14 protein-coding genes and 1 pseudogene are annotated in these 14,290 nt (G+C 59.4%); 6 read left to right on the top strand and 9 right to left on the bottom strand.

Annotation, left to right across the window (positions count from 1 at the left end; all coding sequences use genetic code 11):
* The first annotated feature begins 19 nt into the window (after positions 1-19).
* The gene (locus tag FJ954_RS11190; RefSeq protein WP_210241311.1) at positions 20-262 is read left to right on the top strand and encodes a hypothetical protein; all 243 of its coding nucleotides are present in this window, start codon (positions 20-22) and stop codon (positions 260-262) included.
* 52 nt (positions 263-314) lie between these two features.
* Positions 315-722, top strand: coding sequence for a low affinity iron permease family protein (locus FJ954_RS11195; protein WP_140619124.1), 408 nt, complete (start codon positions 315-317; stop codon positions 720-722).
* Between the two features lie 132 nt (positions 723-854).
* Here the strand turns inward: FJ954_RS11195 and FJ954_RS11200 are convergent, their stop codons facing one another.
* The 6 genes from FJ954_RS11200 to FJ954_RS11230 form a co-directional block, all read right to left on the bottom strand.
* The gene (locus FJ954_RS11200; protein ID WP_181171415.1) at positions 855-1,295 is read right to left on the bottom strand and encodes a two pore domain potassium channel family protein; all 441 of its coding nucleotides are present in this window, start codon (positions 1,293-1,295) and stop codon (positions 855-857) included.
* A gap of 237 nt (positions 1,296-1,532) precedes the next feature.
* Positions 1,533-1,844: a hypothetical protein gene (locus FJ954_RS11205; protein WP_140661330.1), complete on the bottom strand. Its 312-nt coding sequence runs from the start codon at positions 1,842-1,844 to the stop codon at positions 1,533-1,535.
* Positions 1,845-1,862: 18 nt separating this feature from the next.
* Complete coding sequence (locus FJ954_RS11210) at positions 1,863-2,045, bottom strand: DUF3606 domain-containing protein (protein ID WP_348641130.1); 183 nt, start codon at positions 2,043-2,045, stop codon at positions 1,863-1,865.
* Positions 2,046-2,556: 511 nt separating this feature from the next.
* Positions 2,557-2,739 (bottom strand): hypothetical protein, encoded by a 183-nt coding sequence (locus FJ954_RS11215; protein WP_140661331.1) that lies wholly within the window; start codon positions 2,737-2,739, stop codon positions 2,557-2,559.
* 107 nt (positions 2,740-2,846) lie between these two features.
* On the bottom strand, positions 2,847-3,053 hold the full coding sequence (locus FJ954_RS11220) for a hypothetical protein (protein WP_140619116.1): 207 nt from the start codon (positions 3,051-3,053) through the stop codon (positions 2,847-2,849).
* A 1,375-nt stretch (positions 3,054-4,428) separates the two neighbouring features.
* Positions 4,429-4,689 carry a hypothetical protein gene (locus FJ954_RS11230; RefSeq protein ID WP_140661332.1) on the bottom strand — a complete coding sequence of 87 codons (261 nt, stop codon included), beginning with the start codon at positions 4,687-4,689 and terminating at the stop codon, positions 4,429-4,431.
* 338 nt (positions 4,690-5,027) lie between these two features.
* Here FJ954_RS11230 and FJ954_RS31980 point away from each other — a divergent pair.
* Positions 5,028-5,108, top strand: a pseudogene (locus tag FJ954_RS31980) (DUF2269 domain-containing protein); the annotation flags it as partial.
* A 998-nt stretch (positions 5,109-6,106) separates the two neighbouring features.
* On the opposite strand, the gene FJ954_RS31540 reads toward FJ954_RS31980, so the two are convergent.
* Complete coding sequence (locus tag FJ954_RS31540; RefSeq protein WP_181172996.1) at positions 6,107-6,274, bottom strand: hypothetical protein; 168 nt, start codon at positions 6,272-6,274, stop codon at positions 6,107-6,109.
* Between the two features lie 1,256 nt (positions 6,275-7,530).
* Between FJ954_RS31540 and FJ954_RS11245 the strand changes: the two genes are divergently transcribed.
* The 3 genes from FJ954_RS11245 to FJ954_RS11250 all read left to right on the top strand — a co-directional run bounded on the left by FJ954_RS11245 (position 7,531) and on the right by FJ954_RS11250 (position 11,683).
* Positions 7,531-7,635 (top strand): Fic family protein, encoded by a 105-nt coding sequence (locus FJ954_RS11245; protein ID WP_246673917.1) that lies wholly within the window; start codon positions 7,531-7,533, stop codon positions 7,633-7,635.
* Between the two features lie 826 nt (positions 7,636-8,461).
* Entirely contained in the window at positions 8,462-8,626 is a 165-nt protein-coding gene (locus tag FJ954_RS31545) for a hypothetical protein (RefSeq protein ID WP_181172997.1), read from the top strand.
* Between the two features lie 1,938 nt (positions 8,627-10,564).
* Positions 10,565-11,683, top strand: coding sequence for a PHB depolymerase family esterase (locus tag FJ954_RS11250; protein ID WP_140619108.1), 1,119 nt, complete (start codon positions 10,565-10,567; stop codon positions 11,681-11,683).
* A gap of 93 nt (positions 11,684-11,776) precedes the next feature.
* On the opposite strand, the gene FJ954_RS11255 is transcribed toward FJ954_RS11250, so the two are convergent.
* Together FJ954_RS11255 and FJ954_RS31985 are read right to left on the bottom strand one after the other, a co-directional pair.
* Positions 11,777-12,835 carry a PAS domain-containing protein gene (locus FJ954_RS11255; protein ID WP_140661333.1) on the bottom strand — a complete coding sequence of 353 codons (1,059 nt, stop codon included), beginning with the start codon at positions 12,833-12,835 and terminating at the stop codon, positions 11,777-11,779.
* A 684-nt stretch (positions 12,836-13,519) separates the two neighbouring features.
* Positions 13,520-14,257 (bottom strand): hypothetical protein, encoded by a 738-nt coding sequence (locus FJ954_RS31985; protein WP_140619288.1) that lies wholly within the window; start codon positions 14,255-14,257, stop codon positions 13,520-13,522.
* Between the last annotated feature and the right edge of the window lie 33 nt (positions 14,258-14,290).

The raw sequence follows: 14,290 nt of genomic DNA on the forward strand, positions 1-14,290 counted from the left end.
TTAAATGGAGGGTAGCGCAGTGTCCATCATCGACAGCATCACCGGCATTTTCTCCTCCAGCGAGAAGGCAGCTAAGAAGGCTCCTGCTAAGAAGGCCGACCCTAAGAACGCAACTGCAAAGAAGCGATCAAGTGCGAAGGCGAGCGCGGTCAAGAAGACCGGAGCCGCCCCCGCAATGGCAGCCCACTCAAAGAATTCCGCTTCAAAAAGCCAATCTGGTCAGCCCAAATCGGCGGCGAGTAAAAAAGCGACTGCGCAATGACGCAAAGTCTTCCGCCTCGGCGGCTTTCATTGTGATTCGGCCGTGACGCTGAATGGAAAGGTCGTTCGGAAATATTGCCAACGCCGTTGCTCGAGGAGTGGGTCGGCCTATCACATTCATCCTTTGCATTGCGTTGATAGCGGTCTGGGGTTTCTACGGACCTGTGCTCGCCTTTTCAGAAACTTGGCAGCTAATCATCAACACCTCTACGACGATCATTACCTTCCTGATGGTTTTCCTCATCCAGAATACGCAGAACCGAGATGGGGCGGCGGTACAGGCTAAGCTTGACGAGCTGGTGCGGGTGAGTACAGGCAAGAACAGCTTCATCGGGATAGATCTTCTAACCGCGACCGAGGTTGAAGAGATCAGGTCGACCTGTGAGGCCGCAGTGGCCCGCGCCCGCTCAACCGGGCAGACACGCAAAGGCGGCGAAGGCGCAAGGAAAGAACATCGCTGACCGTAAGTATGAGAAACGGCATTAAACCGCTCCTCGCCAATGGCACGAAGCAACATGCCCGCGATCGCTGCCGTAGCTTCCTTAGTCATTTCAGTAGACCTCATATCGAGACGGGCCTGGGATCTCGCGGCGCTACCTCCTCTTCCAAAAATTCTCCATGGAAAGGTAGGTGAACGAGGCCGTCCAGCTCAACAGCACCAGGCCAGTGAGCGCCTCCGATGAGGCAATCAGTCGGATCGGACCCTCGGCCCTGATATCGCCAACTCCCAGCGTCGTGTAATTGGTGACGGAGAAATACAGGAAGTCGACCCATCCATTGGAGATTTCTCCGACGATTTCGCCGAACACCCGATAGCTATGGAGGCCCCAGAAGACGAACCCGTAGAACGTAATCTCGACGGTATGTGCCGCAAGCGCTCCGAAGATTACGATCAGCAGTCGTCCTCGGCTGGGGAACCCGCCGACCTCGGCTGAACGGGCAGAGCTCGCGACCATTTTGAACGCCTCGTAGTGGACCAGAACACACGCTATCGCCAGAACGAGCGATACGAGACTCACTGCGATGACGTTCATGACCATGCACCATTCAAGGAGGCTTCGTGTTGATCGCGCGATTGAGTGCCTGTGTCACGGTCTGATTTTCTGCGATATAGAATTATTGCGTCCGGCTCGTCCAAGTCGCGAAGAAACTTCATCGACGCCCGGTCGGTGGGTTTACTGGATTCGGGGTGGTAACTTGAGGATCTGTGCGGGCTCTTTCTCCAACAGGTCATGCCCAGGCACCTCATCCCAGAAGGCTTGACGCAGGCCCTACTGATCTGGAAATGGTTGGTGCTCGTCGGCGAGTTCAGACCCGCGAATCTTGCCGGGGATCGGCCGACCAAGGCCGGAGCGGCCCTTGCCTTCCAACCGAACTGGATGCTCGTCACGTGCGGCCAAGCTGTATTCATAGACGGCGGCTTGCTCTTCATCAACCACACGGAACCAATGTTCCTGCAGTGCCCTTGGGGACACTCTTTGCCCGGCAGCCTGTTCGGCTGCTTTCATCGGATCGTCCTCCACGACGACGCGAGACGACACGACGGTGTCAACGTAGATCTCTTCCACCTGGTACTTTGCCATCTTGGCCTCAGCGAGCCTTTAGTTCTTCGCTTCGCGTTCCAGCGTTTCGGCGTCATTACCGTGTTGCTCAACCAGGTCGCGGACTTGCTGGGCCGTAATCCCCGGACTTCCAGAGAGATATCGCACCTCGTAGTCTTCTTCGACCGAGACGCGGTTCCGATCCCGAGAGTCTCTCTTTCGCTTGTCGTCTGCCATCTTCATTCCTCCACTCCTGAGGGGCAACGTGGTTCGCCTGGCTTTGTTGCACAGGCATGGCCGCTTCGTCTCGGCGGGCGAGTCCGGCGCGGGGCTGAGATGCTGAGGGGGCTGGCCTACTAGCCGTCAATGCTCGCCGTGAGCCCCTTGGCCGCAATGGCATACTTTCCCCCTAGAAAGGCTCGGGTTGTCGGTGGCGTCGACGGCGACTTCGAACGGCAGAACTTTGGTGAGCCGGTAAAAAAGGAAACAGCCCTCCCCAGGGCCATGAAGTCCCATGACCGTAGCCTAATTTGAGAGGAAGTATTCCGATAACGCACGGCAAATCGTGCCCACGCTGGCGATCGCGACCTGTCAGCCCAACGACAGCTGGCGACCATTACGACCGCATGCCGCATCCTGCGCCGGCCGATTGCATGCGCAGGCTAGGACGCAGCAGTCTGGCGACCCGGTGAAGCCGTTGCCTCCGAAATCCCCCTTCCAAAAGAAGTGCGGGAAAAAGTTCGCTGATTTGTAGCTAGGCGCATTTCTTTAATTCGACAACCTCGACGCCGAGGCGGAACGCCTGCCCGTCCGCGTATGAGGGCGCGTACTCTTCAGATTCGAAAGTAAACGTGATGACGCTCCCATAGGCGGTCACACGCACGGTCCATTTCTTCTCGCGGATGATTTCAACGGCATGCTGCTCATGCGGAGCCATGCTCTCCTCCCAGACGTTGAGGCAGCATCTATAGCGTCGTGAAATTCATTTGAATGCAAATAATCCGACATGTGACGTGTCGAAATTCCGGAGCCGCGCCGGACCGATTAGGCTGTTATGATCTTGAGCTGTTCGAGATGCTCCATGGCCAGCTTGTGCAGCGTTTCGGCCGTCTCTTCCTGGGTCCATCCTTGGGCGATGGAGGTGGCGACAAGGGCGGCGAATGCGGTTTCCAGAGCGACCTCGCAATTGACAGGTCGGTCCGGGCTGGTCTCGGGAAGAATGGGTGGAGCAACTTCAGGGGTTTTTGTCATGCACAGCAATCCGCGCGGCTGGAAAAGGTTCCAACCGCCGGCAGAGGAGTTTGGCCCAGCCGTAGGCTGCCTAACTTGTCAAGGTGCGCGGCCGTTCTTAACGTCGCGGCAACGATAACACGGGAGCAAGCAGACCGTGAATGAACGGACAGGATCGGCGGTGGTTATGTCTGGCTCAACAGGGGACCATCTCTTGCTCGTGACCGCCTTCGCCTTGCTGATCTCCTTCTCGGCCAGCCATGCCTCGCTTTCGTGGGCAGCGCCTATTACCGCTCAATCCATATCCGACCTGAACCGGTCCAGCCACGGGTGGAAACTAAGTCCAACAAGACCCACTCCTACACCGACGACCGGATATGAGGGTCCCCGGCGTCGGCGAGCGCCCGAGCGGATCGCTGCTCCTGCGGATTTGCAACTATAAATCGCTTGCCGCGTTGATGCTCGCACAACGAGCGAAGGGACGCCTCATGTGGTTCTTTACGGCCATACTGCTGGGGTTCGTCGTGGCCATCTCGCTCGGGTGGGCTGTCGGCAGTATTGGTCGGTGAGCCACCGGGCTACTCCCTCTAAAACGGACAAAGTGTCGACCCGGATTAGGAGAGAGGCACCGCCGCAAGCGGTTTGGCTGCCAGAGATCGGTTGCACGCGGGCAAAAACCTGTTACGCCCTTGGTTCGTTTGATGGTTGCGGATGTTGCTGGTTGAGCAGCGTGGAAAGGGCTGTGATGACCTGAGGCAAAGCAAACGGCTTCGTGCATGATGCTTTCTGGGACGCCCTCCGCGCCCCAGTGCGAGGCACTGTCCCCGCTTAGATATACCATCGTCGCATTGGATTGCCGCACATGCCGGGCAACTTCCCAACCCGATCGTCCATCACCCAGCCGTATGTACGAGATCAGAGCGCTGTACGAACCCGGGTCCGCATCAAAGGTCGACAGGGCTTCGCAGCGCTACTCACAAAACCTGGAAGCCAGCTTCTTCGAGAGCGTCCTGTAGGTCGAGCAGTATCATTGGCTCGTTTCAAAACGATCAGAACCGACCCATTTGCCATGATTCGCCCCGGATGGCACAACGCGCGGAAACAATTAGTTCCGTGTGATGAACGGCTGCCCGCGAGCGCAGATTTATCTGCAGTGGGAACTTCGACTGATCGCTTCTGCAGCAGTGATGCAGTCCTGTCGAGCGCACTCCCTTCAGCGGCCGCGACGGTCGGTTTGCTTGCCACCGTCCGCACCTGCGGCTGGTGTTCATGGCCCGTGAAGTCGCAGGTTGTAAGCGACGATGGCCCTTAGGGCTAGTCGTTCGGCGGATCGCCGAGCTCTCCCAAATACCAATTCGCAGTCTGCCGAATCAACTTGCCGACATGTCGGCACTGTTCACATCCCCAAGGTTTGATCGGGCTCCAGATGAAGGAAAGCTGCGAGCGAGCGACGAGCAGCGTCGTGGGCAGGGTGTTTAGTGGCTTGGGCGAACTGCACCAATGCGTGCTCCACTCCGCTCACCGCCGTTTCCGTTAGCTGCATGTGATAAAGGACCTGGTGGGTGAGCATTGCGAGCTTGGCGTCGCGGTACAACGGGCTGTGTTTGACCCGTCCGGTATCGAAGTCTCCGATCCGCATGATGGTTCCTCCAAGCATTGTAATGACTCCAAAGCAAATCTCTGGCGTCGGCATTGGTTCCGATGGCCTCGAATCGCTTTCTGCAAGGAATTGGCGCCCGCCGACGGCTTTTGGTCGTGGCTGAACTCGGCGCCGATGGCGGTAGGTCATGCACCTCACGCGGCGATATTCGCGCAGCCGAGAGACCGCGCACAGCGCGGCTGGACGTTGGCAGGTACACAATGTCCGAAACCCTGTGGCCACTCAGCCGGTATGGACGGCGAATGTTCAGAAGCCGTGCTCTTGGGGCTGACAGCGGCGCAGACGGCGTGCCAGGCCGCGGCGGCCGGCCAGCCTCCACCCGAACGTTGCGATCATTGTTCCGGCTGTGGTTCATTTTCGGCTTCCCAGCATTCGGAGCGGTGACCACCATCAACAGGCTGAAGATCACGCGACCCGCTTCCAATGGATCTGATATTCCGGCCGGTTTAGTTGGGAAGTCGCGCTTTAGATGCCGTTTGCAGCAGGTTGTGCGGCAGAGAGAGTTAGGCACTCGGTGGCGGGCTCAATCGAAGGCTGTTCGAACACAACTTACCGGCGCCCTCTGGCCGACAACTCGCAGGCGCTCACCCGATTTTGCGTGCCCTCGATACGTTCCCTCCAGACGCAGAAAGCCCGCCGGCCCGAGCCAGCGGGCAGTCACACGGAGCCGCGGCACCCGGCCCGATTTGGTCTTCTGGGCATCGGTTCAATGTCCACACCGCCTGCGCTCATCTGCCGCGATCGTCCCCACACAGCCTCGCCCGATCGGTTTGCCCGTACCTGATCGTGTGACCATGGCCATGTCTCCTGTCGGCGCGCGGCGGACCGGCGGGCTGCGATGGCCGGCGCGGTAAAGGCAGTGAGTTCGGTGCCTTGGCATCCACCTAGCGTTTCTTCGTCGGCTCGACATTTGCATGCAGGACGGAATGCTATCCCAGCCGATCGGCCCTCAGACGAGGCCATCTTCGCTTCGCGAGCTTTGCGCTCGGCATCGGTGACGACGCGAGTTTCCCGGTCGGTCTGTTCCTGCCTTAGCCTGTCGACCTTGCGACGACTATTGGCCCTTCAATAGACGACGCCGCGCCCACCAGCCGCCCACCCAGCCATGGTCGTTTAGGTTTCAAACGAAGGCGCCAGACGCGATCGCAGTGGGCCCGCCTCACTGGCAAGGGAAGCGGGCCCGGCCAGGTATTGGGGACCTGACCAGCAGCACGGGTGCTGCCGCCTGTCGAACCAGCCGACGAATATCAGGTTCCCCTACGTTGCATAAAAAGCGCCGGCCTGAGCCAGCGCGCAGATCACAAGGAGGCACCGCAACAGGATAAGCGGTCCGGCTCCGGAACCTCTGGCCGGACACATGTTCCGGCAACCAGCTCGGCGGCCGAAGTGCAGTCGAATGTGCCGCGGCGAAGCATCAGGCGAAAAGCCCGCTGGCAGCGCCATGCTTCCAGGCCAGCTCGGTCGATAAGGTGATGAACGCATCACCAGTTCCAGGCATTGCTTCGCTGAACTGAATGCGGCCACCGGTCGGGATCAATGCCTGGCGAATGTCGCGGCGGTCTTTCACCAGCACGTCGCGCAAGTCGTCCCGTCGAGGTGCAGGAGGTCGAACACCACCAGATAGAGGTCGCGCCGATGTGAGACTGGTAACGGCTGATTGCAGTGCAGGTCAGGCAGGCCAGCTTCATGGATAGTGATCGCCTCGCCGTCGATAATAAAGTCTTTCGCCTCGATCGCCGCTGCTTCGCCGGCAAGCTGGATGTATCAGCCCCCTCCAATCGTAACCATTTTGGTGACTAACCGAAGCGCGTTGTCATCCAATGACCCACCCATCGAATTTTATCTCATGGATCCACTCATCGCCTTGCGGCGGGGGTGCCGACCAGTTCGGGCGCGATCGGCCTGGTGAACTTCAAACGCATCAACTCACTGACGAACTGTCCGTTCCAATAAGCTTTAGCTAAAACAGCTCCGGAACATTTAGCCTGACCGGATGTTGCAGCCCGCATGACAAAGCTATCCGACCTTGGCCCTCCGATTCCCCGCAAACTGCGTGGAGGGCAGCATATTGAAGAGCATCTTCACTTCTACAACTGCCCGTACTGCGGTCAGCGGGTCGACCAACGCGATTTGCGCCAAATCTACTGGCACGAGCGGCCTGGTCATGAGCCGCTGGAGCCCGAGCCTGAGGCGAAGGTGATCGAATTTCCAAAGCGGAAATAAGAAATCCCAGCGAGCGCATGGCCGGCGACAAACGGATGGGCAGTTCAGCAGACGACGAACACGCCGCAATTCCGCCTACCCGCCATTGAGCTTTACTCTGCAAGACCAGATGCATTATGCACGATGGCATCGAGCACGGTTTCATAAAATGCTGCCGGTCTCTTGCTCGATGTCGGTGCTACCGATCCCGATCGCCTTCGCATCGGGAAAAGCTTCTGAATAGCCTCTGCCACCGAGATCCCGTCGAACCTGGCCAGACCTGACAGACCTGCTCAGCCGCTTGTCCAAAAAGTTTACGGCCGCGAGTGGTCTCCGCCGCCCTCATGCGACGAACGTAAGCGAAGGTTCGCCTCCCGCCCCTTGTTTCGCAGACACGCACCCAGTTTTCTTCTTGGTGTCTCAATGTGACCGGCTGGCCGACGTGTGCTTCTGCCGCTTTGAACGGCGCCTGGGCCATGAGCACCTGCGAAGACACAACCGACTCGCCGGCCATTATCTCAACTCGATACTCCGCCACTTCGCGCCCTCGCGACTGTTACACAACCGCCATTAAATTAGTTTGAGCTAAAATAGTTCCGGAACTTTGCCGTACTACGGCACTGGCATGTAGGTTATGTGCACCCTTACCTGGACGGCAACGGCCGTATGGCGCGGTTCCTCATGAATAAGCGGCAGCATGAATGTGAAGCCGTTTGCGGCGTTTGTGGCCGAGCAGGTTAACGAACAGGCCCGCTTCAAGAGGTCAGGCACTCGCGGCCGATGAAGGTGATCTGCCGCGTCCCGTGAACGATCTTGGCCTGCACAGCGAATTCAGGTGAACCTCGTGACGGCCTCCACCCAGAAGCCCCTTCCGAGCCGGGTTAGCGTTGCAGTGCGGACAGGAAAGTCAGGTCCTTAGCGACCAGACGATTGGACGAAACAATACGTTGCTCGCGGGATGAATTGGTCCAGCAAGTCGGATTTCAGGGAAAATGTTCCGGCCTCCTAGTGCGTTCGAATGCTTCACGAGTGCCTAAGGGAGCGCATAACCTCTTGGCCGGCGAGAGGACGCGGCCCCCCGCTAATCTCTCTGGCTGGGCTCGGCGTCTTTCAGGCAACTCTCCTTCAGGGCGCCGAGCCGACAAAACTCTGCTTGCCAAGGCCGCAGCCAATTGGGATCGATCGCCCTCGGGACATTTTAGCTTGAATGTTCGATCGGCAGTCGAAGCATCCGCAAGGTCGGCCACCACCGAACCAAACACGGGTCCAGCTGATTGGCCGGAGAAGTTCTACCGACGCACAGCGTCGCAAGCCCGCAGACAGACGAGACGCCTGCAGGCAATTTTGCACGACACCATCTTTCGCGACACGGAAGCTCGGATTGTACGCACAGGCATCGACTGGGCTGACTTGGCCGCGCACCCGCTTTCAAGTAGGTCGAACAGATGAAGGCTGGGGAGGGTGAATTGGCGCGCGCCTCGCTCATGGCGTGACTTTGCGCATTTGACGCTGCCCCCTGTAATGGGTCATCAGGGAAAGCGAGGAACAAACGGCGAGCCTTTCGGCGATGGCGCTCTATTATTTCGACTTCGACGACAACGGAACGATATTCCCTGACGATGAGGGAACAGAAGGCCAAGACCTTGCCGCAGTCAAATATGAAGCGATCAAAGCTTTGGCGGAGATGACCAAAGACGCGCTTCCAGACGGTGATCACCACAAATTCTCGTAAGAGATGAGGGCGGCGATCTGGCCCTTCGAGCAAGCATCGTTTTCAAGGTTGAGGAGGAGCGGGACTCGTTTTCGTCGCGATCCTCCCCCACGCCTAATCCATGAACCTGCATTTGATCGTTCGACCGTCATCCTGTCTTGTGGCCCCGACGCCCCCTGCTGCGGCGGCAGCCGGCTATTTAGTCACCGTGCGAGATGCCCATTGTGCCGAATGGACGCGAAAAGTTCCGCGTGCATGCACCACCTCGTCGTACGGAATCTTGGGGTCATCACGGTTCTGTTTTCCCCGAGAGCGCGGCTGATCTCCGGCCTCGTCGCAAGCTCGGTATCTCTAACGCAACGCGCAACTGTCTTGCCGTGGTGACGTCCTACCCTTCGCGCGCGGGGCTCTTCGGACGGCAAGATCAGCTTTGGTTCAGGGGGCCGCTATCTCACATGGGTACTCAAATCAGCCCCAGGCGCGCACCCGAATCCTGCCACAATATTGGCCCGCGCCTTCCTGAGGAGTCGCGGGCCGACCAAGATTGGGTCTTTGGTCAGCGGCGGATTCGGAGTGGGAATCGGCCGCCGTGGCTCAATTCGCCCTGCGCCGGAAAGTTCCCCAGCTGGCCTGTCACGATCATGGCCCGAGAGGTCGTGCCCACACGACTGACAGGCGTGCAGATTTGCTCAGAACGCGCCTCCACGGGCTCCCGCGGGGGTGTCCTCAACGCGGAGAGAACTGCGGCGGATGGGCGGGTTAGCCAGAGCCGCAAAAAAGCCCGCTGGCTGTAAGCCAGACGGGCAGTTCACATGGGAAGGACTGCCCGGGAGCAGGCAGGCCGGCACCCGAACCTTGGTCTCAAGCAATGTTCCAGCCCGCCAGGTCGGGCGGGACCCGCCAGGCAACTCTGCAGTCGGCCGACGGGGCCAACGATGACTGGCGGAGCAGGTCCACCGTAGAAACAGAAATGATCCGCATGCGACGTCGTCGGGAAAGCCCGCCCGAGCCAACGGCAGGTCACATGGAGGACCGCGGCGAGTAATAGTGAGAGATACCAACCTGATACCGGCCACACGCGTCCGAAGTGGAGAGCGGCCGGTCAAGGGCCCACCTGTTGCGGTCCCGCTCTCACCGGTGCGGGCGATCCTCCGCGATAACGTTGTAGAGAACACAGCACGCCAACAAGGAGACGACACCGCCGAGGAGATCATTCCCCGTCAGACCAGAAAAAAAGACGAATTCAAACGCTGACACGGCGTCCTCTCAATTGGAAAACTCCACCGAGGTAGAACCGTCAGCAAGCTCTGATGTTCCGCTCCCGTGTGGCACTTCTGGACGTCCTTGACGCCGGGACGGCATGCCCCGTGTCAACCGTTTTGGCCTTGCTCCGACCGAAGCCGGAACCATCGCCGGCGCGGCGAAATCGTGTTGGTCACCGTCGGACGGCGAGCCTTTCTCGGCGCAGTGTCCAGGCGCGATGATGGTCCCGTTAAGGCAAGTTCGCCGGACTTGTGGAAAGGGGATGACGCTGCACGGCTTGCGAAAGGCCCTAGGCGTTTATCTCGCCAAGGCAGAAGCCCTCCACAGGCAGCTTCTCACGTGCTGAGGCAGGACGATATTGACGACGCGGAACTCTATCGTGGCGAAGCGTCGTGGGGATTTCTTGAGGACGCAGGCCATGGACCAGTTGTGCACCTGATGAGCAGCAAGCCGCCACTTGGCGGGCTTGTGCTCTGTCAGCCACACAAAGAGGATGTCAGTGTGTGAAAGTCGAGAGCGGCCAGTCCGTTTTCCACCCATGCTGCTCGATCGGAGGGCTCTCTGCACCGGCGATGCAAAGCCAATCCCATGCGGAATCGATTGCTTGCAGGCAATTTATGCTGCACTGCAGCAACCAATCTGGAGACGCGGCGTTCCGTTGTTCGATCCGCTCTGGATCGATGAAAGGATACCGACATGAGAAGTCTCGCCGATACCGTTGCACGCTTGGCTGCTCGGCGAAAACAGATCGACGGCGTCTTGAATGGTTCCGAAAAAGACCGGTTTTCCGAACTTCAGGCGTTCGGGTCAAATCCCGGAAACCTGCGAGGCTGGACATACCGCCCCAAGGATCTTGCGGCGAAGGCCTCTCTGGTGGTTGTCCTCCATGGCTGTACGCAGTCCGCTGCATCCTATGACCGCGGCGCCGGCTGGTCGAGGACGGCGGATCGCAATGGTTTTGCCGTCCTCTTTCCAGAACAGCAGCGCAGCAACAATCCCAATCTTTGTTTCAACTGGTTTGTCCCCGACGACACCCGACGGGGCTCCGGCGAGGCGCTTTCGATCCGCCAAATGATAGAGGCCGTGGTCACCGCTCACGACATCGACCGCACCAGGATCTTTATCACCGGACTTTCCGCCGGCGGGGCAATGGCCGCCGCCATGTTGGCGACTTACCCGGAAGTCTTCGCCGGCGGGGCCATCATAGCCGGTCTACCCTACGGCAGCGCCACTAGCCTGCCGCAGGCTTTCGACCGCATGCGAGGGCACGGCGGCCCCACTGCGAAGCAGTTGGCGACGACCGTCCAGCAAGATTCCGGTCATGACGGACCATGGCCGAAACTCTCCGTCTGGCACGGAAGCGCCGACACAACAGTCAGTCCGGTCAACTCCGAGCAGCTCGTCGGGCAGTGGCTTGCATTGCGCGGCCAAAGTAGAGTGCAACCCGAGACGCAGGTGCATCAGGGCTATCGCCGCGAGGTCTGGAAGAACGCTGCCAATGAGGAAGTCATCGAATCGTACCTGATCGCAGGCATGGCGCACGGGACCCCCGTGGACTCCGCGGACGGATTGAGTCACGGCGGATCCTTTATGATCGATACCGGCATATCGTCCACTTCGCTTATCTCCCGGTTCTGGGGATTTGAAGAAGCGGGCTCTCAGGTCCCATCGCCAGATGTGCGTTTACCGGCAAAATCTGTTGGGCACTCCCCTTTGGTGGTCGCACACCCACCCTTCGAACCGCGCAGCGGTCTGACGGCTGGGCCCGGTCCGCTTATCGAAAGCGCCCTTCGCGCTGCCGGCTTGATGAAATAGTTCATGGCTAGACTTTTTGATGAACCTTCGTCTAGCGGGGGTCGGCCTGCGACGCCGCTGTGGAAAAATGGGAGTGCCAGATGAACGAGCGTCTCAGATACCCTTGGCTGTCGAAACGGCAGCTGCTCCCGGGATGCTTATGCTGATTTTCAAACCGTCCGCTGCCCACTCCCGTAGGATCTCACCCTGAAGCTGCTTCTGGACAATTGCATTGACCATGGTCGTTCCGAAGCCGGGCGCCCCTGGCCGAGATTCAGCTTTACGTCTCCCGCTTTCTTCCCACCGCAGGTTAAAGCCGCCATGATGGCCCGTCCCATGCCAGCTGACCTGCAACCGCCCCGTACCCTGGGCGAGGGTCCCATGGGTGGCGGCGTTGACGATCAATTCATGGGCGACGAGAGCCAGTGGTTGAACGACCACCGCCGGGATCAGTACTTCAGGACCGCTCATTGCCGTCCTGCCAGACGCAAACTGGGCGACCTGCCTGGAGACGATTTCGTCCAGCGGCACATCGCGCCAGCCGCGCTCGGCCAATAAAGCGTGTGCGACTGCCAGAGCCTGGATCCGTCGTTGAACGGCCGCGGCATAGAGCGATGCATTGTCCGCCTTGCTCAGCCGAACGATACCATCGACAACCGCTAGAACGTTCTTTGCGCGATGGTCGACCTCCATAAGGAGGCGGTGCTCCGCCGCTTCCAGGCTCTGGATCATGCGATGTTTCGTAACGTCGATCTGCGACGCGAAGTAGTAAAGGAGCGCGCCTTCATCGTCCTTGATAGGGCTCAGATGGAGCTGGTTCCAGAACGGCGATCCGTCCTTGCGGAAGTTCAGTATCTCTACATTGGTCTCGCGTTCACGCTCTATCGCCGCTCGAATTTCAGCAACGGCCGCGGGTGATGTTCCCTCCCCTTGCAGGAAGCGGCAATTTCGACCCAAGACTTCATCGGATGTATAACCGGTCAGATCCAGGAAAGCTCTGTTGGCGAGCACGATAGGATTGTCAGGCTGCCGAGCATCGGTGATGACTATGGGCATGCGCGTGCGTTCGAACGCCGCCGACGCCAACTCCTTGCGATCCGCCCATGCAGTGGTGGCTGCTGCGGCCGGCGCGTCGCCATGGAGGGCTGACGGTGATTTAGCGTTGTCAGGCACTCTTTGCTCACTCGATAGAGGTCAGCGATAACGTCCGACTTCCTACAAGGTTTCCAATGTGATGTTTCGAACCGGACTGGTAGAAGGAGTAAAGCCGCGTAATCCGTTCTTCGAATTACTTGAGGCGAGCAACCGGGGTGCCGCAGCTGAAATGTGCAACCTACCGGGCAGACCAAACATCGCCGGCGTGTATCAGGAGGATACCTATGTTGTTCGACAGCTTGACCGATAGCCTCGATCGATGGCGAACCGATGAAAAGGTCGCCACAAAGGCGGAGCCGCAAACTGCGAACAGATGAGCGCCAAAGCGCATTACAGCCGTCAGCGCAGGACGCTCAGGGCGTCCCGACTTTAATCAATGGGCCATTCCGTACGCCACTTTCCATCGACGCCTTGAACCAATACCTCTGCATCGTAGCCAGTGGCCGAGGCACTGCTGGCTGCCTTGACAGCCGCACGGACGGCCTCCGAATGCGCTGAATAGCGATAGTCCTTGCCGTCAAACCGGACCAGCCATTGATCACCGGTCCTTGAAATGAAGTACCTGACATGCGCCATGGCCGCCCCCCGATGCGTCGCATAGAAATCACGATGTCCACTGGCTGTGCAACAAGCATCACGAGATGACGGCATATTGCCCGGCCAGCCAAACGGTGCGACGTTCGAACGGGGTCAAACGAGTTCTCATTTTATCGCTGTGACCCTGCCGGCCCTGTCCAGTCGACAGTCGACCTCGGCCTGCCGAACTTCGACGCCCCCTTGCCTTGCATACTCTATTTGCACCTTGATTGGTGCCGTGAATGCACCTCCACCTCGACGCAACAACCCTGCGCTTAACGCCCGCACGCGGACAGCGCCAAGCAGCGTGGCCGCGGATGTGATTGCGGAGCGGCAGGCCTGCACAACAGCAGCCGGTATACCGGGCTTCGCTCTGAGGGGTCTCTGAGGCCTGATTGGATAGCCGTCGGTGAAGCCGCCGTCAGTAGATACGGAAGGCTTAAGAATTGGTGGCAAGGCAATCGATTGCTTACCACTCCCGGCGGACGCAGCGGCGGTGGGCCCAGCCGTTCCTTTGGGTGTGGTGGCTGGACTGCCACTGCCGGTAGGCGACCCGTCGTAGGCCGCCGGATCATCGCCCGTACCAATACTGGTCGAAACGCCTGCGCCTGGGTCGCCGACATTGCCGCTGGCACCAACGCCAACGCCAACTGATCCCTTGCCCGCGCCAACCGAAGCTCCGACATGTGATCCGCCTGCATCGCCGACGCTCGCTCCCACCCCGACCGATGCGCCTTGCGAACCGGCGTTTACTCCGGCGCCGACTCCGATTCCGCCGACGCTGGCGCCTACCCCTTTGTCGAGAGCGCAGGCAGGTCCGATTCCAATCCCGATCATCAGGGCGGCGGCGACGTACTGTTTCATTGCTATGTTGACCTCGGCATACATTCGGCTCCA

It is taken from the genome of Mesorhizobium sp. B2-3-15, assembly GCF_006442875.1.
In the GTDB taxonomy this organism is placed as follows: domain Bacteria; phylum Pseudomonadota; class Alphaproteobacteria; order Rhizobiales; family Rhizobiaceae; genus Mesorhizobium; species Mesorhizobium australicum.